Below are 19,778 nucleotides of genomic sequence, written 5' to 3'. Positions count from 1 at the left end.
CCGGTAGCGGTCGTGGCCAACTCAGGAGATCCAACCAGGCCGCGCCGGGCATCCGCACCCGTGCCGCACCGATCCGCGGCAGCCGGTCACGGCGGGCAACGGATGTCCTGAGTTAGCCACACACACACGGCCCGGCCAAGCCGCCCCGCCGGCGCATCCTTTGAAAGTCGACGCACGCTCTACCTGCGCCCACCTCCACACCGGGCGCTCACCTCCACACCGGGCGGCACGAACCTCGCCACCCCGTGGGGAGGGCACACCTCCACCGACGACAGCTGGCCACCCTCGAGGTAATTTCCCTGCGGTAAGCCGGAGTGAGTGTCTCCGTCCGGTCGAAAGTGCCCGTAGAGCCACCACTCTCGACCGGAAAGGGGACACTCGCCGCGGCCCGGTATGACACCGCCGGAGGTGAACGGAATCGACCAAAATGACCTCCCAGACGGGTGGTCATTTGGCGTTGAGTTAGTCTTGATAGGTCTGTCGAAATGACAGGTCAAATTACACAGGAGACACAGTGAGCCCTTCAGGAACGCACGACAACGAATCACGCGACGGCGGACGAGACGATCGTCGTTCCAACGGGGGTTACCAGGGCCGTTCCGACCGTCCGCAGCGTGACGGTGAGCGTCCCCCTTACCGCGGTAATTCCGAGCGTCCAAAGCAGGGTGGCGAGCGTCCTCCCTACCGCGGGAACTCCGATCGTCCCTCCACGGGCGGTTACCGTGGAAATTCCGAGCGTCCGTCCAACGGTGGCGAGCGTCCTCCGTACCGTGGCAATACCGAGCGTCCGCAGCGTGATGGTGAGCGTCCTCCCTATCGCGGCAACTCCGACCGCCCGGCCACGGGAGGTTACCGTGGCAACTCGGACCGTCCCCAGCGTGATGGTGAGCGTCCCCCTTACCGTGGCAATACTGACCGTCCCCAGCAGGGTGAGCGTCCCCCTTACCGTGGCAACTCGGACCGTCCCTCTACCGGTGGCTACCGGGGCAACTCTGAACGCCCGCAGGGTGGCGAGCGTCCTCCTTACCGGGGCAAGTCTGAACGCCCGCAGGGTGGCGAGCGTCCTCCTCACCGGGGCAACTCCGAGCGTCCGCAGCAGGGTGAGCGTCCCCCCTACCGTGGTAACTCGGACCGTCCCTCTGCCGGTGGCTACCGGGGCAACTCTGATCGTCCGCAGCAGGGTGAGCGTCCTCCGTACCGGGGCAACTCCGATCGTCCCTCCGGCGGCGGGGAGCGCAAGCCCTGGGCCAAGGACGGCGCCCGTCCCGAGCGCAGCGATCGCCCGCAGCAGGGCGGCGAGAAGCCCTGGACCCAGCGCGGCGGTTCGCCGAACCGTGCCGGAGCCCCGCGCGGAGACGCTGGTAAGAAGCTGTGGACCCGTGACGGTGCCCCGGCCCGCGGTGACCGCGATGCCCGTGTCGTCGAAGAGGAGATGACCGAAGAGCAGCGCATGCAGCGCGAGCTTCGTTCGGTGCGCCCGCGCCACGACGACCCCGAGCTGCCCGACGACATCACGTCGCAGGACCTCGACCGGATCGCCCGCAACGAGCTCAAGACCCTCAGCAAGGACAACGCCGAGGCCGTCGGCCGCCACCTGGCCATGGCGGCCCGCGTCATCGACGAAGACCCCGAGCTGGCTCACCGCCACGTCCTGTCGGCTGCCCGTCGTGCCGGCCGGATCGCCGTGGTGCGCGAGAGCCTCGCGATCACCGCCTACGCCACGGGCGACTTTGCCCTGGCGCTGCGAGAACTGCGCACCTATCGCCGCATCTCCGGTTCCAACGATCAGCTTGCGCTGATGGTGGACAGTGAGCGCGGCGTGGGCCGCCCGGACCGGGCGCTAGAGCTGGGACGCTCCGTTGAGCGCGCCTCGCTGCCGGCATCCGTTCAGGTTGCCCTGGCGATCGCCATGTCCGGGGCGCGTCTGGACCTCGGCGAGACGGAGGCCGCGCTCAGCGAGCTCGAGATCCCGCAGCTGGACCCGAAGACCGCGTTCTCTTACAGCGCCGAGCTGTTCGCCGCCTACGCCGAGGTTCTCGGCGAGCTGGGCCGCGACGACGAGGCCGAACTGTGGAACGAGCGGGCCGAACGGGCCGACGCTGCCGTGTCCGGCGTGACCGATTTCGACGAGACCATGGAGATCCTCGAGATCGACGAGGAAGAGCCCGACGACACCGACGACGACGACGCGACCGACGTTTCGGACGAAGAGTTCGCGGATGACGCCGACGACTCCACCGACGAGGCGGAGCACGATGCTCAGGCGTCGCCGCGTGCCTGAGCCGGTCACCCCGCTCACCGGCGTCGACGTGGTTCTGGCCGACCTGGACGGCGTGGTCTACGCCGGTCCGGCGGCCATCCCGTTCGCGGTCGAGAGCTTGAACCGTGCGGCGGAAACCATGCGGGTCGGCTACCTCACCAACAACGCGTCCCGCACCGACCAGTCCGTGGCGGACCACCTATCCGAACTGGGCCTGCACACGGTGGCGACGGATGTCGTGACCTCACCGCAGGCCGCCGTGCGTCTGCTCGCGGATGAGGTGCCGGCCGGATCGCGCATTCTCGTGATCGGCGGCGAAGGCCTGCTGACCGAGGTCGAGAAGGGTGGCTTCGTCGTCACCCGCTCGGCGGATGACGCTCCGGCCGCCGTGATCCAGGGCTTCTCGCCCGACCTCGGCTGGAAGGACCTGGCCGAGGCCGCGTTCGCCCTGCACCCGAACGAGGATGGAGTGGAGATCCCGTGGATCGCCACGAACACCGACTGGACCATCCCGGTGGCCCGGGGGATCGCGCCCGGCAACGGCACCCTCGTCTCCGCCGTGCACATCGCCGTCGGTCGCCTGCCGATCGTGGCCGGCAAGCCCGAGGTGGCCATCTTCACCGAGGCCGTCACCCGCTTCGAGGCGCAGGCGCCCCTGTTCATCGGCGACCGCCTCGACACCGACATCCTCGGCGCGAACCGGGCCGGCATTCCGGCCGCACTGGTGCTCACCGGCATCGACAAGGCCAAGCAGACCCTGGCCGCCGACGCCCAGTCGCGGCCGACCTATATCCTCGACGACCTGCGCCAGCTGCACGAGCCCTACCCGCAGACGGTGTTCTCCAAGGACGGCTCCTCCGCCACGGTGAACGGGGCGACGGTGCGCATTGTCGGCGCCGACGTCACGATCGTGGCCGAGGGTGACGGGGCGATCAACCTGCTCCGCGCCGCCTGCGCCGTGATCTGGGCATCCGGTCGGCCCATCTACGGGCTCACTGTTCCGGAGCGACTGTATCTCGGACGGTAACGTGGAGAGGGTGAATCAGCCCCACGTGACGACGGACGACGTAACCCAGGATCTTCCCGCGAGGCTCGCCGCGATCGAAGACCTGCCCCTCGAGGAGCGCGCCGCCGCGTACGTTCAGGAGCACGACGGGCTGCGGGGCCACCTCGAAGGGGGAGACGTTCCCCGGGCGAGCCACTCATGACCGACGTCGACGGAACCCCGATGGACGCCCCCGATGATGACGCCCCCGACACCAGTGCCAGTGACCCCGGCGTTGCCGACGAGCGGATGCCCGACCAGCGCCTCGACTCGGCCATCGCCGAGCGCGGTCTGGCCCGGTCCCGCACCGTCGCCGCGCAGCTGATCGTGGGCGGACTGGTCACGGTCGACGGCACGCCCGTCGTCAAGGCATCCGCCAAGGTGCGGGACACCCAGCTGATCGAGGTGGCGGCCACCGACCACTACGTCAGCCGCGGCGCCCACAAACTCATCGCCGCCCTCGACGCCTTCGCCATTCCGGTGGAGGGCCGCACGGTGCTCGACGCCGGTGCGTCCACGGGCGGCTTCAGCCAGGTGCTGCTCGAACGCGGCGCCGGCCAGGTCATCGGGGTGGATGTGGGGCACGGGCAACTGGCCCCGCAGCTGGCGACCGAGCCGCGACTCGTGCTCGTCGAGGGGTTCAACCTGCGCTACGCCACGGCCGAGAAGATCGCGGCCGCCTCCGGCGTGCCGCAGCGCGCCGACCTGGTCGTGGCGGACCTCTCCTTCATCTCCCTGACCACCGTCCTGCCGGCCCTGGTGGCGACCGCCGCCGACGGTGCCGACTTCGTGCTGCTGATCAAGCCGCAATTCGAGGTCGGCAAGGGCAGTATCCGCGAGGGCATCGTGCACGATCCGGGCCTCCGCGCCGACGCGATTGCCGGTGTGCTCTGGGCGGCGTGGGACCTCGGCCTCAAGACGAACGGTTTGATCGCCTCGCCTATCGCCGGAGGCGCCGGAAACCGCGAGTACCTGTGCTGGCTGTCGAGCGCGGTCGGCAGCAATCCGACAGAATGGATCGAACGCACAACGGCGCTGGTGGGAGTGACTAAATGAGTGCAGCACCACGCAACATCCTCGTCGTCGCGCACACCGGCCGCACGGATTCCCTCGAGGCCGCCGTCACCGTCTGCCAGCAGCTGCTGGCCGCCGGAGCCGTGCCGGTTCTGGCCCGCAACGAGCGCGCCGACCTGCTCGCGCACTGCCCGGACCTCGACGACCAGATCGCGATCCTGCACGAGGGCGTCGCGACCACCGAACTCGAACTCGTGATCGTGCTCGGCGGCGACGGCACCATCCTGCGTGCCGCCGAAATCGTGCGCGGCTGCTCGGCCCCACTGCTCGGCATCAACCTCGGCCACGTAGGCTTCCTCGCCGAGAGCGAGCGCGACGACCTCGGTGAGGCCGTGCGCCGGGCCCTGCTGCGCGACTACCTGGTCGAGGAACGCATGGCCCTCGCCGTTCGGGTCAAGCTCGGCGATCAGGTGATCTACGAGACCTGGGCGTTGAACGAGGCCACAGTCGAGAAATCCAGCCGTGAACGGATGCTCGAGGTCGTCATCGAGGTCGACGGCCGCCCGCTCTCCTCCTTCGGCTGCGACGGCGTGGTCATGTCCACCCCCACGGGCTCCACCGCCTACGCCTTCTCGGGTGGCGGCCCGATCGTCTGGCCGACGCTCGACGCGCTGCTGCTGGTGCCGCTCAGCGCCCACGCCCTCTTCGCCCGCCCGCTCGTCGTGGGCCCGGACTCGTCGCTCGCCGTGGAGGTGCTCGCCCGCACCGGCGGGGCCGCGGTGCTCTGCGCCGACGGCCGCCGCGTGCACGACCTGCCGCCGGGCTCCCGCGTGATCGTGCGCCGTTCACCGATTCCCGTTCGCCTGGCCCGCCTGCACAGCGGCCCGTTCACCGACCGACTGGTCAACAAATTCAACCTGCCCGTCACGGGCTGGAGAGGCCCGGTCGGCCGTGAATAGGAGTTCCGCATGATCGAGGAACTCGTCATCCGTGACCTCGGTGTCATTGCCGAGGCCACCCTGCCGCTCGGCCCCGGATTCACCGCCGTGACCGGCGAGACCGGCGCCGGCAAAACCATGGTCGTCACCGCCCTCGGCCTGCTGCTCGGCCAGCGTGCCGACCCCGGACTGGTGCGGCAGGGCCAGCCGCAGAGCTGGGTCGAGGGCCGCTGGCTGATCCCCGCCGACGGCACCGTCGCCACCCGCGTGCGGGACGCCGGCGGAGACCTCGACGGACCCGAACTCATCCTCAGCCGCTCGGTGTCCGCAGAGGGACGCAGCCGGGCCGTGGTCGGCGGGCGCAGCGCCCCCGCCGGCGTGCTCAGTGACCTCGGTGGCGAGCTCGTGGTCGTGCACGGCCAGTCCGACCAGGTGCGTCTGCGTTCGGCCGTCGCCCAGGCTGCAGCCCTGGACCGCTTCGCCGGGCCGACGCTCGCCGACACCCTCGACCTGTTCCAGCGGGCCTACCACCGCTGGCAGGGCCACCAGGGCGAGCTCGACCGACTCGTCGACGAGCAGGACCAGCGCGCCCGCGAGGCCGACACGCTGCGTGCCGCCATCGACGAGATCGAACTCGTCGCCCCGCAGCGCGGCGAAGACGAGTCGCTCAGCGAACGCGCCGAACGCCTCGGCAACCTCGAGGAGCTGCGCATCGCGGCCGCCCAGGCCCGGGAGCTGCTCTCCGCCGAGGAGAACCCCGACGAGATGCCCGACGCCGTCGCCCTGCTCGAGTCCGCCCGGCGCCAGCTCGAACGGGCCGGCGAGCACGACCCGGCCCTGCCGCCCCTGGCCGAGGCACTCGCGAACGCCGGCTTCCTGGTTGCCGACATCGCCGCGCAGCTCTCCAGCTACCTGGCCGGCCTCGACGCCGATGGTGCCCGCGAACTCGAGGTCGTCCAGGAGCGCCGCTCGGAGCTCACCGGCCTGGCCCGCAAGTACGCGGGCGGCCTTGACGAAGCCATCGACTTCCTCGACACCGGCAGTGCCCGCCTGCTCGAACTCGACAGCGACTCCGACCGCATCGACACGCTCCGCACCGAAACGGATGCCGCACGCCAGTCGACCGACGGCCTCGCCGACCAGCTCACCGGCATCCGTCGCGCTGCCGCAGAGGCCCTGGGTGCGGCCGTCACCGCCGAACTGGCCGCCCTGGCCATGCCGAACGCGTCGTTGCTGGTCGAGGTCGACGGCCGGGCCGAGATCACCGCCACCGGACGCGACCTCGTGAAGATTCTGCTGCGCCCGCACGCGGGGGCGGAGCCACGGTCGCTGGCCCGCGGGGCCTCCGGTGGCGAACTGTCCCGGGTGATGCTTGCGATCGAGGTCGTCATCAACCAGGCCGACCCGGTGCCGACCTTCGTCTTCGACGAGGTCGACGCCGGCGTGGGCGGCGCCGCGGCGATCGAGATCGGCCGCCGGCTGGCCCGGCTCGCCGAAACCGCCCAGGTGATCGTGGTCACCCATCTTGCCCAGGTGGCCGCGTTCGCCGGCAACCACCTCAGCGTCGTCAAGGACAGCGACGGCTCCGTCACCGCCAGCAGCGTGCGCCAGCTGCACGGCGACGAGCGTGCCGCCGAAATGGCCCGCCTGCTCTCCGGCCTGCCCGATTCCGCGAGCGGACTCGAACATGCCCGGGAGCTCATGAACCTCGCCCGCGCCAACCGATAGGTCAGCCCTCAATGCTAGAGTCGAAGCCCGTGGTGGAAAATAAAAGCACGGACGAATCAGTACGCAACGACACGACACGACACATCTTTGTGACCGGTGGTGTCGTTTCTTCTTTGGGCAAGGGCCTGACGGCGGCGAGCCTCGGCAATCTCCTCACGGCCAGCGGACTCCGCGTGGTCATGCAGAAGCTGGACCCCTATCTCAACGTGGACCCCGGCACGATGAACCCGTTTCAGCACGGCGAGGTCTTCGTGACCGACGACGGTGCTGAGACCGACCTGGACATCGGGCACTACGAGCGGTTCCTCGATATCAACCTCAACCAGGCCGCGAACGTCACGACCGGCCAGGTCTACTCGCAGGTGATCGCCAAGGAACGCCGCGGCGAGTACCTCGGCGACACCGTGCAGGTCATCCCGCACATCACCGACGAGATCAAGCGCCGCATGCGCCTGCAGGCCAGCGACGAGCTGCGCCCCGACGTGATCATCTCCGAGATCGGCGGCACGGTCGGCGACATCGAGTCCCAGCCGTTCCTCGAGGCGGCACGCCAGGTACGCCACGAACTCGGCCGCAACAACGTCTTCTTCGTGCACGTCTCGCTGGTGCCGTTCCTCGGCGCCGCGGGGGAGCAGAAGACCAAGCCCACCCAGCATTCCGTCGCCGCCCTGCGTTCCATCGGCATCCAACCGGATGCGCTCGTGCTGCGCAGCGACCGGCCCGTCTCCGACTCGAACAAGCGCAAGATCGCGCTGATGTGCGACGTCGACGAAGACGCCGTGGTCAACGCGGTCGACGTGCCGAGCATCTACGAGATCCCCACCATGCTGCACGACCAGGGCCTGGACAAGTACATCACCGACCATCTCGGCCTGCCCGTCACTAGCGTCGACTGGACCGGTTGGCAGAAGGTGCTCGACGCCGTGCGCGAGCCCCAGCACACCGTCACCATCGGACTGGTCGGCAAGTACATCGACCTGCCCGACGCCTACCTGTCGGTCACCGAAGCGCTGCGCGCCGGCGGATTCGCCAACCAGACCAGGGTCCAAGTCACCTGGATCGCCTCCGACGACTGCGAGACCGAGGAGGGCGCGAACCGCCTGCTCGGAGAGCTCGACGGCATCTGCGTTCCCGGCGGCTTCGGCGTGCGCGGCATCGAGGGCAAGCTCGGCGCCCTCAAGTTCGCCCGCGAGAACGGCGTCCCCGTGCTCGGCCTCTGCCTGGGCCTGCAGTGCATGGTCATCGAATACGCCCGCAACAAGGCCGGCCTCACCGGCGCATCCTCCTCGGAGTTCGACGAGGACACCGAGTTCCCGGTGATCGCGACCATGGAAGAGCAGGTCGAGATCATCGCGGGCGGCGACCTGGGTGGCACCATGCGCCTGGGCCTCTACCCGGCCGCCCTGGCCGAGGGATCCATCGTGGCCGAGCTCTACGGTGCCTCCGAGGCGTCCGAACGTCACCGCCACCGCTACGAGGTCAACAACGCGTTCCGCTCTCAGATCGCGGATGCCGGCCTGTGGTTCTCGGGTACCTCACCCGACCGCCACCTGGTCGAGTACGTCGAGCTGAAGCGCGAGGAGCACCCGTTCTACGTCGGTACGCAGGCGCACCCGGAGCTGCGCAGCCGGCCCAGCCACGCGCATCCGTTGTTCCGTGGCCTGATCAGCGCGGCCCTGGCCCGCCAGCAGGCCAGCCGCCTGTTCGAGGTCGAGGCGTCCGACGCCGTCGACGATCTCGACGTCCCGGCAGTTGTCTGACGCCGTGGCCGAGGGATCGGTCAGCGCCGACAACTCCACCGGCTCGGACCCGTCCATGCTGGCGGACGAGCCCGCATTCGCCCCGGTCACAGCCACCGAGATCGCCTTCGACGGCAAGGTGTGGGATGTCCGCCGCGACACCTTCGGCTATAACGGCTCCGGCATCATGCGCGAGTACCTGGACCACCCGGGCGCCGTGGCGATCCTCGCCCTCGACGAGCACAACCAGGTGCTGCTGATCAAGCAGTACCGGCACCCCGTGCGCACGCGCGATTGGGAGCTGCCGGCCGGGTTGCTCGACGAAGACGGCGAGCATCCGCTCGTCGGAGCCCAGCGCGAGCTGGCCGAGGAGGCCGACCTCGTCGCCACCGAGTGGAATGTGCTCGGTGAGTTCGCCACCTCGCCCGGCGGCAGCAACGAGGTCATCCGCATCTACCTGGCGCGCGGCCTCGCCGCGGCTCCGGAGGTCTTCGAACGTACCGAGGAGGAAGCCGACATCGAGGTGCGCTGGGTGCCGCTCGATGACTGTGTCGATGCCGTGCTGGCCCGCCGGGTGCAGAACCCGCCGCTGGTGATCGGGGTGCTCGCCGCCCAGGCAGCCCGCGCGCGTGGCTGGAGCACTCTCGGGGCGGCGGATGAGCCGTGGCCGCGGCATCCGGTCAATTGGGACCACACGGTGTGACCGGTTGGCCTCGACTGGTGGTGTGAGCGGTGCGGCCGGTGTTCCTGCTGGCCGGGGCGTCACGGGTGTGGGCGGTCCGCCTGCTCCGGGAGTTGCCGGTGGGGTCGTCGCGGCGGCCGTGGACTCGTATCTGCGGCACATCGCGATCGAACGCGGCCTGAGCACCAACACGGTGTCCGCCTACCGGCGTGACCTGGCCATCTACAGCCGGTGGCTTGCCGCTGTCGGGTTGACCGGACTCGCCGACGTCACCCGGCAGCACATCTCCGACTACGTGCGGTTCTTGGGATCCCGCGAGGAGTCGCCGCTGACCGCGGCGTCGATCGCGCGCATCCTCTCGACCGTTCGCGGGTTTCACCGATTTCTGCTCGAGGAGGGCGTGGTCGACACGGATGTCGCCCACGAGTCCAAGCCGCCGAAGCTCGGCACCCGGCTGCCCAAGGCCATTTCGATCGAACAGGTCACGCTGTTGCTCGCGGCGACCGACGGCGACGAGGTGCACAACCTGCGCGACAAGGCGCTGCTCGAGCTGCTCTACGCCACGGGCGCCCGCGTCTCGGAGGTGGTCAACCTCAATGTGGACGATGTGCTCGATCCCGAGGTGGTGCGCCTCACCGGCAAGGGCGACAAGCAGCGCATCGTGCCGGTCGGCAGTTACGCGCGCGCGGCCATCGACACGTTCCTGGTGCGGGGGAGACCGCTGCTCTCCGCCCGTGGACCGGCGACGCCGGCCCTGTTCTTGGGACTGCGCGGCAGGAGGCTCAGCCGGCAGAACGCGTGGTTGATCATCCGGGCCGCGGCCGAACGCGCCGGCCTCGAGGGGCACGTCTCGCCGCACACGCTGCGGCACTCTTTCGCGACGCACCTGCTCGAGGGCGGGGCCGATGTGCGCGTGGTTCAGGAGCTGCTCGGCCACTCCTCGGTGGCCACCACCCAGATCTACACGCTCGTCACCGCGGATACCCTGCGCGACATGTACACGACGGCGCATCCGCGGGCGCGGGTGTCCCGCACGGCGCCCGTGGTCTCGCCGGTCCCGCCGGTCCCGCCGGTCCCGCCGGTCTCGCCTGTCTCGCCGCTCTCGCCGGTCTCGCCGCTCTCGCCGCACCCGGACCCCAACCCCGCCTAACTGTTCCCGTTCCGGACAGCTGTTGCCCACGTACTGGCAACAATCGTCCGGAACGGCAACAGTCGCGGCCGGGGCCGCCGCGCGCCGCTGACGTTTGAGCTTTCCGGGACATTCCGTTCAAGCGGCCACCGAATGCGGCGTGTCGCGATTATCTCCGAACTTACGTGACGACGGATGCCGATTGCCGCCCACGCTCGCGGCTGCGACGGCCCCGCCGGTCCGGGATAAATAGCCCAACCCCGCCTAACTGTTCCCGTTCCGGACAGCTGTTGCCCGCGTACTGGCAACAATCGTCCGGAACGGCAACAGTTGCGGTCGGGTTCGCCGCGCGGGGCATCCGCCGCGCGGGGCATCCGTCACCCGCGGCGTCAGCCGTCGGAGTCTCGGCGCCCTCCCTGGCTAACTCCGGCAATTTGGCTGCCGGGAGCCGGTTCCACCGTGTTTTCGGGCCTATTCCGCAGGATTTGCAGGAGTGATGCACGAGGGGCCACACACCAGGCCGGCGGCTGACCAGCGGAAGCCAGCGCAGACCCCGCAGACGGGCGCAGGTCGGTGCGGCCGACCTCAGAGCAGCCGCAGCCCCACCACGGTGATGATCGGCTCGCGCTGCCCGCCGGAGTGCACGATGTGGTCACCGTCGACGGTGAGCTGGCTCGCGTGGCAGCGCAGGGCAGCCGTGACCGTCGCGAGGTGCGCCGACAGGTCGAACCACTCGGCAGCACCCGCAGCACCCGCAGCATCGGCAGCACCCGCCGCACCCGCACCCGATGGAGCACCATCCACCCCCACCTGCACCACCTCGGCAAACGCGACCCCCGCCAAACGACTACCGGCAACCGCCGCCTCGTGCATGCGGACGTGATCCGGATGCCCGTACCCGCCAGCGTTGTCGTAGCTGATCACGAGGGCAGGCCGAAGCTGCCCGATCAGCGCGGCCACATCCGCGGTCACGTCGCCGAGCGGCGCCCGCACCAGGGCGTCGCCGTCGATGTCGTCGGCCGGCCCGGCCAGCCCAGGACGGATCCAGGTCATGCCCGAGTCCCGGTACGCGCGCGGCTCAAGGCCCGCGGCGCGCGCGGGCGGCGTTCCCAGCCAGAACCGCCCGTCGATGCCGAGGGCCGTCGCGGCGCCGGCGAGCTCCCGTTCGCGTTCCCGGGTGAGCTCATCCGTGCCCTCGAGCACCGACAGCGGCCCGCGCACGACCTCGCCCTGCTCGCCGCGTGTGGCGGTCAGCAGCGACACCCGGATGCCCCGGGCCACCACTTCCGCAATCAGCGCACCCGTCGCAATGGTTTCGTCATCGGGATGAGCGTGCACGAACAGAACACTGGGAACTCCGTCCAGCAGACTCACGCGCTGAGCAGCGAGGGGCGGCGGTCGCCGGCACCGGGGCGCATGAGCGCCCGGTACACGGTCACGAGGCCTTCTGCCGACCGCGGCCAGTCCAGGTGCTCGGCCCGCTCGCGCGCGGCGAGCGACAGACGCCGGGCGAACGCGGGGTTCGAGAGAATCTGCGTGAGCGCGCCGGCCCAGACCTTCGGGTCGCGCGAGTCCAGCACCACGCCGGTGTCGCCGTCGAGCACCGCCTCGCGCAGTCCGCCGGCCGCCGCGGCGACGACGGGAACACCGCTCGCGGCCGCTTCCAGCGCCACGAGCCCATACGTTTCGCTGTGCGAGGGTACGAGAACGACCCGAGCGCCGCTCAGCAGCAGAGCCAGGTCCACGCGGGACTGCGGACCCACGAAACGCACATTGCGCTCGATTCCGTGCCGGGCCGCGAGGGACCGAAGCTCGTCGATATAGCCGTCGTAGTCGGCCGACGCGTCGCCGGCGATCACGAGTTCGGGCCGGATCGGCTCCGGCACGGCGGCGATCGCCTCGATCGCGAGGTCGAGGCCCTTCAGCGGCTGCAGGCGCCCTGCGACGACCGCGTACCCGCGGATGTCGATCGGTCCAGAAAGCTCGGCAGCCCCAGCCCCGGCGGCACCGACATTCCGGATGTCCGTGGGCCGGAACAGAATGCCGTCCACCCCCGGCAGCACGATCGAGATGCGCTCGGGCGCACCGCCGAGCCGCTGCACGATGGTGTCGGCCTCGGCCTCGCTGATGGCGACCAGGGCATCCGACTCCTGCGCCAGCCAGGCCTCGCCGGCCATACGCCCGGGGGACTCGGGGCGCTCGCCCGCCGACAGCGGCGTCGACGCGTCGGCGGCGATGCTGTGGAAGCTCTGCACGTGCGGGGTGCCCCGGCGGCGTGCGAGCGGCAGCGCCGCCATGCCCGAGAACCAATGGTGCGAGTGGATGACGTCGTACGGACCGAGCGCATCCATCTGCACGCGGAACGCGTCGATGAACCCCTCGTGGTCGCCCTTCGGCACGGGACGGGCCGGTCCGGCGTCGAGGAAGCGGAGCGTCACGCCCGGGCTCAGTTGCGCGGTCTCCGACCCGGGGGAGGAGCGGCGGGTGAGGATCTCGACGTGGTGGCCGGCGGATGCCAGAGCCTCCGCCTGGTGCCGCACGACCACGTTCATTCCGCCCGCGTCGCCCGAGCCGGGCTCGGCGCCCGGGGAGGTGTGCAGGCAAACGAGCGCGATACGGAGGGGAGTGAGTAGCTGAGGCACTCGGAAATCTTAACGCACGAGGCTGTGACCGACCCTGCTCCCAAGATTTGAGACCGCCCAGGCACCCGGAAACGCCGGATTCGCGCGGCAGACCTGCGGTTTTCGGCGATCCGTGCCGCAACATGCCCGATCCGATCGCTACAGTGGAGACAGTGACAGGTGTAAGACGGATCGAGGACATCTCAGTGGCGCGCAAGCAGGATGACCGGACACGACTTTCCGGTTTAGACGAGGTACCGGTCGGTGCGACGGGCCGACCCAAGCGCGACTTCGACGAACCCGCGGTTCTGCCCAGTCATGGCCCGGCGCGCATCATTTCGCTGTGCAACCAGAAGGGCGGCGTCGGCAAGACGACGACCACCATCAACCTGGGGGCCGCCCTCGCCGGCTACGGCCGCCGCGTGCTCGCCATCGACTTCGACCCGCAAGGCGCCCTCTCCGCCGGTCTCGGTGTGCCCACCCACGACGTCACCACCATCTATGACCTTCTGCTGAGCGGCTCGGTCAGCCCGCACGACGCCATCCAGAAGACGTCGGTGCACAACCTCGACATCATCCCGGCCAACATCGACCTGTCCGCCGCGGAGGTGCACCTCGTCAACGAGGTCGCCCGCGAACAGATCCTGGCCCGAGTGCTGCGCAAGATCTCCGGCGACTACGACGTCATCCTGATCGACTGCCAGCCATCGCTGGGCATCCTTACCGTCAACGCGCTCACGGCCAGCCACGGCGTACTCATCCCGCTCGAGTGCGAGTTTTTCGCCCTCCGCGGTGTGGCGCTCCTGATCGAGACCATCGACAAGGTGCGGGACCGGCTCAACCCGGCCATCGAACTCGACGGCATCCTGGCGACCATGTTCGACTCCCGCACCCTGCACTCCCGCGAGGTGCTCGAGAGGGTCGTCGACGCGTTCGGCGACAGTGTGCTCGAGACGGTCATCGGCCGCACGGTCAAGTTCCCCGACGCGAGCGTCGCCGGCGTCCCGATCACCGAATTCGCACCCGAGCACGCGGCCGCCAAGGCCTACAAGCAGGCGGCGCGGGAACTGATCCAGCGTGGCGCCGTCGCCTGACGCGGCCGCACCGAAGTCGTTTTCGGTCGCCCTCGGCAACTTCGAGGGTCCGTTCGACCTGCTCCTGTCCCTGATCGGCAAGCACGAACTCGACATCACCGAGATCTCCCTGAGCCGGGTCACGGACGAGTTCATCGCCTACCTGCGCGGCCTCGACCAGGACGAAGAGCTCGACCAGGCCACCGAGTTCCTGGTGGTCGCGGCCACCCTTCTCGACCTCAAGGTCGTCGGGCTGCTGCCGCAGGGTGAGCTTGTCGACGCCGAAGACGTGGCCCTGCTCGAGGCCCGCGACCTCCTGTTCGCCCGGCTGCTGCAGTACCGGGCCTTCAAGAGCGCGAGCGCCTGGTTCCAGGGCCGGCTCGACGCCGAGTCCACCCGGCACGTGCGGGCGGTGCGGCTGGAGGAGAAATTCCGTCGCCAGACCCCCGAGCTGGTCTGGACTCTCTCCCTCGGCGACTTCGCCGCCCTGGCCGCCCTCGCACTCACCCCGCGGGTTCTGCCCGGCGTGGGGCTCGACCACCTGCACGCGCCGCTGGTCAGCATTCGTGAACAGGCGGCCTACGTGGTACGGATGCTGCGCGCCGCCGACACGCTCACGTTCCGCGAGCTGATCGTGGGCGCCGAGGTGAAGGGCGTCGTGATCGCCCGTTTCCTGGCCGTGCTCGAGTTGTACCGCCTCGACGCCATCTCTTTCGACCAGCTCGTGCCGCTCGGCGACCTCAGCCTGCACTGGAGTGCCGAGACCTGGACCGACGACACCCTCGCCAACCTCGGAGCCGACTATGAGCAGTGACACGACTATGAGCAGTGACACGACTATGAGCAGTGACACGACTATGAACACAGAACCTCCGCTCGAGCGCACCCTCGAGGCCATCCTGATGGTCGCCGACGAACCGCAGGGGCTGCTGCAGCTCGCCGCGGCGGTCGATGGCACGCTGGAGGAGGTGCGGGCATCCGTCGCCCGGCTCGTGGCCGACTTCGACGGCCTCGCCGGCACCGTGCGCCGCGGCTTCGAGCTGCGCGAGGTGGCCGGCGGCTGGCGCATCTACGTGCGGCCCGAGCACGATGTGACTGTGGCCGACTTCGTGGTCACCCAGAACCCGAGCCGGCTGTCGCAGGCGGCCCTGGAGACCCTCGCCGTGATCGCCTACAAGCAACCGATCAGCCGCGGGGCTGTAGCCTCGATTCGTGCCGTTAATGTGGATTCGGTCGTGCGCACGCTGCTCGGCCGCGGTCTGATCACCGAAGCGTTCACCGACAGTGAGACCGGTGCGATCAATTACGGCACCACAGACCTTCTGCTAGCCCAGCTCGGAATCAACTCGCTCGACGAGTTGCCCTACCTATCGCCGTTGCTCAATGACGGCGCGAACGGATTTGAGGAACTGCCATGACTAACGACAATCAGGGGATTCAGGGGACACCCACCAACCCCGAGGCCGCCGCCGACGGCGTGCGCCTGCAGAAGGTCATGGCCTCCGCCGGCGTCGCCTCCCGCCGAGTCTCCGAGGAGATGATCGCCGCCGGCCGCGTGCGCGTGAACGGCAAGGTCGTCACCGAACTGGGCCGCCGGATCCACCCCGACTCCGACCTGATCATGGTCGACAACGTCGCCGTGCAGCTGGACACCAGCCGCCGCTACGTGATGCTGAACAAGCCCGTCGGCGTGGTCTCGTCGATGCAGGACGAGAGTGGACGCCCCGACTTGCGCGAGTTCACCGACCAATTCGACGAGCGCCTGTTCAACGTGGGCCGCCTCGACGCGATGACGAGCGGCCTGCTGATCCTGACCAACGACGGCGATCTCGCGCACGTGCTCGCGCATCCGTCGTTCGGGGTCTTGAAGACCTACATCGCCAAGGTCGAGGGCCGCGTGTCGGCGCAGACCATCCAGCTGCTGCAGAGCGGCATCGAACTCGACGACGGGCCCATCTCCGCCGACAAGGCGCGCATCCTGACCAGCCCTCCCGGTGACGGCTTCAGCCTGGTCGAGCTCACCCTGCACTCCGGCCGCAATCGTATCGTGCGCCGCATGATGGAGTCCGTTGGCCACCCCGTCGTCGACCTCGTGCGCCGCCAGTTCGGCCCGCTGCACCTCGGCACGCTCCGGGTGGGCGCCGTGCGCGACCTGACCAAGGTCGAACTCGGGCAGCTGCTCACCGTGTCGCGGGCCGAAACCAAGATCTAGGCCCTGGTCAGGAGTTCCAGTGGTTGAATCTCGCCTGATCGGGCCCGTGCGCGTCGTGGGCGCCGGCCTGCTCGGCACCAGCATCGGCCTGGGCCTCCGCGCGCGCGGCATCGACGTCATCCTCGCCGACGCGTCGCCGACCAACCTCAGCATCGCCGTCGACTACGGCGCCGGCCGCGCCGCCACGGCCGGCGACCTGCCGCAACTGATCGTGGTCTGCGTGCCGCCCGACGTGACGGCCGAGATCGTCGCGCGTGAGCTGGCCGCCTACCCGCGGGCGATCGTGACGGATGTCGCGAGCGTCAAGCTCGCCCCGCTGCAGGAGTTGCGCGAGCTGGGCGCCGACGTGTCCCGCTACATCGGCGGTCACCCGATGGCCGGCCGCGAACGCGGGGGACCCCTCGCCGGCCGCGCCGACCTCTTCGTCGGGCGCCCCTGGGTGGTGGCCGCGCACGACGCGATCAGCTACCAGCAGGCCACCGCGATCGACGACCTGATCCTCGACCTCGGCGCGATCCTGGTCGAGATGAGCCCCGAGGAGCACGACCGTGCCGTGGCGCTGATCTCCCACGTGCCGCAGGTCGTCTCCACGATCATGGCTCGCCGGTTGACGGATGCCGCCGGCTCGGCCCTCAATCTCGCCGGCCAGGGTCTGCGCGACGTGACCCGCGTCGCGGCCAGCGACCCCGAGCTGTGGGTGCAGATCCTCGGCGCGAACGCCGAACCCGTGCGGGACATCCTGCTGGCCTACCGCAACGACCTCGACCGCTTCATCGACGCCTTGGAAGCCCCGGCCGCACCGGGCGCGCGCCGCAAGGTGGCCGAGGAACTCGCCGGCGGTAACGCCGGGGTGGCCCGCCTGCCCGGCAAGCACGGCCAGGACCGCCGTTTCGTGTCGCTGAGCGTGATGGTCGACGACACCCCCGGGCAGCTGGCCCGACTCCTCAACGAGGTCGGCGAGGTCGGGGTCAACCTCGAAGACCTCCGCCTCGAGCACTCACCGGGCGCCCAACTGGGCCTGGCCGAAATTTCTGTTCTCCCTGAGGCCGTTGGTCGCCTCACCGAAGAGCTGGCCGCCCGCGGCTGGCGGATTGCTGGTTAATCATGGGTCGTCACTCAAGCCCCCACATCGTCGCCATCGACGGGCCGGCCGGCAGCGGCAAGTCCAGCGTCAGCCGCGCCGCCGCCAGGCGCATCGGCTTCGACTACCTCGACACGGGCGCCGCCTACCGGGCCTTCGCCTGGTTCGTCAGCGACCGGGGCATCGACCCGGAGAACACCGACGCCGTCGTGGCCGCCCTGGGCGACTTCGACTACACCATCGGTATCGCCCCCGACGAGCACGTCGTTCGGGTCGGCCAGGCGGATGTCACCGACGCGATCCGCGACCCCGCCGTCTCCGCCATCGTCAGCTCCCTGGCCCGCATCCCGGAGGTGCGCACGCACCTGACGGAGCTGTTCCGCGCCATCGCGGCAAGCTCCAAGCGCACCGGAATCGTGATCGAGGGCCGGGACATCACCACCGTGGTCGCCCCCACCGCAGAGATCCGCATACTGCTCACGGCTTCCGAGGAGGCTAGAATGACTAGGCGCTCTGCGGAAATATCGACCCAGTCGGCTGAAACCGTGGCAGAACAGTTGCGATCGAGGGATCGCGCTGACTCACAGGTAGTCGAATTCATGAGCGCCGCAGACGGAGTGACCACCGTCGACTCCACCCATCTCGACTTCGAACAGACCATTGACGCGGTCCTCGACGTCATCAATACCTACCGCGAGGCCATCGCATGACCAACAACAACGACTTCGACGACACGATCCCCGACCTCGACACCGAACTGGTGACGCGCTTGGACGACCTCGACGACGACCTGGTGACGCAACGCGCCGCCGCGCTCCGCACGGGACTCAACGAGTACGACCTCGATGACGAGGACTTCGACGTTCTCGACACGGTGACGGAAGACCCCGACGCCATCCAGTACCTGCCGGCCCTGCCGGTCATCGCCATCGTCGGCCGCCCGAACGTGGGCAAGTCAGCGCTCGTGAACCGCATCCTCGGCCGCCGCGAGGCCGTCGTGGAGGACACCCCCGGCGTGACCCGCGACCGCGTCACCTACAAGGGCGAATGGCACGAACGCCGCTTCAGCCTCGTCGACACCGGCGGCTGGGAGCCCGACGCCAAGGGCATCGACGCCTCGGTCGCCGCCCAGGCCGAACTCGCCATCGAACTCTGCGACGTTGTCATGTTCGTCGTCGACGCCAACGTGGGGCCGACCTCCACCGACGAGGCCGTCGTGCGCCTGCTGCGCAAGGCCGGCAAGCCCGTCTTCCTCGTCGCCAACAAGGTCGACGACATCCGCCAGGAGCCGGAGGCCGCGAGCCTTTGGGCGCTCGGCCTCGGCCAGCCGTGGCCTGTCTCGGCCCTGCACGGCCGCGGCGTCGCCGACCTCCTCGACGCGATCCTCGAGGAACTCCCCGAGATCTCCGCCGTCGCCAAGCAGGAAGTCGGCGGACCGCGCCGCGTCGCGATCCTCGGCCGACCGAACGTGGGCAAGTCGAGCCTGCTGAACAAGGTCGTCGGCGAGGAGCGCGTTGTTGTCAACGAGCTCGCCGGCACCACGCGCGACCCCGTCGACGAGCAGGTTGAGCTCGGCGGCAGGGTGTGGCGCTTTGTCGACACGGCCGGCATCCGTCGTCGCGTACACCTCTCCCAGGGCGCCGACTTCTACGCCTCGCTGCGCACCAGCGCCGCCCTCGAAAAGGCCGAGGTGGCCGTGGTTCTGATCGACGTGACCGAGGTGATCAGCGAGCAGGACGTGCGCGTGATCGACCTGGTGCTCGAATCCGGTCGCGCCCTCGTGCTGGCCTTCAACAAGTGGGACCAGATCGACGACGACCGTCGCCGCTACCTGGAACGTGAAATCGAGCAGGACCTGGCACACGTGTCCTGGGCTCCGCGGGTGAACATCTCGGCCAAGACCGGCCGCCACATGGAGAAGCTCGTTCCGGCCCTCGAGACCGCTCTCGAGGCCTGGGACACCCGCATCGCCACGGGAAAGTTCAACGCGTTCCTCGCCGAGCTGGCCGCGTCGCACCCGCACCCCGTGCGCAGCGGCAAGCAGCCTCGCATCCTGTTCGGCACCCAGGCGTCCAGCCGCCCGCCGACCTTCGTCATCTTCACCACCGGGTTCCTCGACCCGGGCTACCGACGCTACATCCAGCGTCGCCTGCGCGAGGTCTACGGCTTCGAGGGAAGCCCGATCAACATCAGCATGCGCGTGCGCGAGAAGCGCAAGCGCTAGCCGGTTTGCGCTGAACGCTCAGCGCTCGGCAC

The 19,778-nt window shown here is 69.5% G+C and carries 19 protein-coding genes; 16 read left to right on the top strand and 3 right to left on the bottom strand.

Translation table 11 applies throughout. The features are described from left to right. Positions 1 to 544: 544 nt before the first annotated feature. Positions 545 to 1,486 (bottom strand): hypothetical protein, encoded by a 942-nt coding sequence (locus E3O62_RS12110; RefSeq protein ID WP_134398674.1) that lies wholly within the window; start codon positions 1,484 to 1,486, stop codon positions 545 to 547. Here E3O62_RS12110 and E3O62_RS12105 point away from each other — a divergent pair. From E3O62_RS12105 to xerD, 9 genes are all read left to right on the top strand, one after another. Next, positions 1,451 to 2,281 carry a hypothetical protein gene (locus E3O62_RS12105; protein ID WP_241973470.1) on the top strand — a complete coding sequence of 277 codons (831 nt, stop codon included), beginning with the start codon at positions 1,451 to 1,453 and terminating at the stop codon, positions 2,279 to 2,281. The genes E3O62_RS12110 and E3O62_RS12105 overlap by 36 nt on opposite strands. Then, on the top strand, positions 2,256 to 3,287 hold the full coding sequence (locus E3O62_RS12100) for an HAD-IIA family hydrolase (RefSeq protein WP_241973469.1): 1,032 nt from the start codon (positions 2,256 to 2,258) through the stop codon (positions 3,285 to 3,287). The genes E3O62_RS12105 and E3O62_RS12100 overlap by 26 nt, the downstream gene beginning before the upstream one ends. Positions 3,288 to 3,297: 10 nt before the next feature. After that, positions 3,298 to 3,468 (top strand): hypothetical protein, encoded by a 171-nt coding sequence (locus E3O62_RS16610; protein ID WP_166786473.1) that lies wholly within the window; start codon positions 3,298 to 3,300, stop codon positions 3,466 to 3,468. 86 nt (positions 3,469 to 3,554) lie between these two features. Next, a complete protein-coding gene (locus E3O62_RS12095) occupies positions 3,555 to 4,361 on the top strand; it encodes a TlyA family RNA methyltransferase (protein WP_134398679.1) in 807 nt (268 codons plus the stop codon). Then, a complete protein-coding gene (locus E3O62_RS12090; protein ID WP_134395770.1) occupies positions 4,358 to 5,278 on the top strand; it encodes an NAD kinase in 921 nt (306 codons plus the stop codon). Before E3O62_RS12095 ends, E3O62_RS12090 begins: the two co-directional genes overlap by 4 nt. A gap of 9 nt (positions 5,279 to 5,287) precedes the next feature. Then, positions 5,288 to 6,985, top strand: a complete 1,698-nt coding sequence (gene recN / locus E3O62_RS12085; protein WP_134398672.1) for a DNA repair protein RecN — start codon at positions 5,288 to 5,290, stop codon at positions 6,983 to 6,985. Positions 6,986 to 6,996: 11 nt separating this feature from the next. Beyond that, positions 6,997 to 8,745 carry a CTP synthase gene (locus E3O62_RS12080; protein ID WP_134395774.1) on the top strand — a complete coding sequence of 583 codons (1,749 nt, stop codon included), beginning with the start codon at positions 6,997 to 6,999 and terminating at the stop codon, positions 8,743 to 8,745. A 55-nt stretch (positions 8,746 to 8,800) separates the two neighbouring features. Then, positions 8,801 to 9,427: an NUDIX hydrolase gene (locus E3O62_RS12075; RefSeq protein WP_134395847.1), complete on the top strand. Its 627-nt coding sequence runs from the start codon at positions 8,801 to 8,803 to the stop codon at positions 9,425 to 9,427. Positions 9,428 to 9,449: 22 nt separating this feature from the next. Then, positions 9,450 to 10,556 (top strand): site-specific tyrosine recombinase XerD, encoded by a 1,107-nt coding sequence (xerD, locus tag E3O62_RS12070; RefSeq protein WP_370448924.1) that lies wholly within the window; start codon positions 9,450 to 9,452, stop codon positions 10,554 to 10,556. 564 nt (positions 10,557 to 11,120) lie between these two features. On the opposite strand, the gene E3O62_RS16605 is transcribed toward xerD, so the two are convergent. After that, complete coding sequence (locus E3O62_RS16605) at positions 11,121 to 11,873, bottom strand: PIG-L family deacetylase (RefSeq protein WP_166786475.1); 753 nt, start codon at positions 11,871 to 11,873, stop codon at positions 11,121 to 11,123. A 32-nt stretch (positions 11,874 to 11,905) separates the two neighbouring features. Beyond that, positions 11,906 to 13,177, bottom strand: coding sequence for a glycosyltransferase (locus tag E3O62_RS12060; protein ID WP_241973468.1), 1,272 nt, complete (start codon positions 13,175 to 13,177; stop codon positions 11,906 to 11,908). Between the two features lie 185 nt (positions 13,178 to 13,362). Between E3O62_RS12060 and E3O62_RS12055 the strand changes: the two genes are divergently transcribed. The 7 genes from E3O62_RS12055 to der are packed head-to-tail and all read left to right on the top strand — an operon-like array spanning position 13,363 to position 19,746. Beyond that, entirely contained in the window at positions 13,363 to 14,250 is an 888-nt protein-coding gene (locus E3O62_RS12055; protein WP_233191344.1) for a ParA family protein, read from the top strand. Beyond that, a complete protein-coding gene (locus E3O62_RS12050) occupies positions 14,234 to 15,043 on the top strand; it encodes a ScpA family protein (protein ID WP_134398669.1) in 810 nt (269 codons plus the stop codon). Before E3O62_RS12055 ends, E3O62_RS12050 begins: the two co-directional genes overlap by 17 nt. A gap of 25 nt (positions 15,044 to 15,068) precedes the next feature. Further along, entirely contained in the window at positions 15,069 to 15,647 is a 579-nt protein-coding gene (locus E3O62_RS12045) for an SMC-Scp complex subunit ScpB (protein ID WP_370448925.1), read from the top strand. Next, positions 15,644 to 16,441 carry a pseudouridine synthase gene (locus tag E3O62_RS12040; protein ID WP_134398667.1) on the top strand — a complete coding sequence of 266 codons (798 nt, stop codon included), beginning with the start codon at positions 15,644 to 15,646 and terminating at the stop codon, positions 16,439 to 16,441. The genes E3O62_RS12045 and E3O62_RS12040 overlap by 4 nt, the downstream gene beginning before the upstream one ends. A gap of 19 nt (positions 16,442 to 16,460) precedes the next feature. After that, complete coding sequence (locus E3O62_RS12035) at positions 16,461 to 17,543, top strand: prephenate dehydrogenase (protein ID WP_134398666.1); 1,083 nt, start codon at positions 16,461 to 16,463, stop codon at positions 17,541 to 17,543. 2 nt (positions 17,544 to 17,545) lie between these two features. After that, a complete protein-coding gene (cmk, locus tag E3O62_RS12030) occupies positions 17,546 to 18,232 on the top strand; it encodes a (d)CMP kinase (RefSeq protein ID WP_134398665.1) in 687 nt (228 codons plus the stop codon). Next, a complete protein-coding gene (gene der, locus E3O62_RS12025; protein ID WP_134395788.1) occupies positions 18,229 to 19,746 on the top strand; it encodes a ribosome biogenesis GTPase Der in 1,518 nt (505 codons plus the stop codon). Before cmk ends, der begins: the two co-directional genes overlap by 4 nt. Positions 19,747 to 19,778 lie beyond the last annotated feature (32 nt).

Origin of the sequence: Cryobacterium sp. TMT2-15-1 (assembly GCF_004402345.1) — a bacterium.
Lineage (GTDB): Bacteria > Actinomycetota > Actinomycetes > Actinomycetales > Microbacteriaceae > Cryobacterium > Cryobacterium sandaracinum.
Note: the sequence above shows the minus strand (reverse complement) of the source record. Positions and strands in the feature narration are given on the sequence as shown.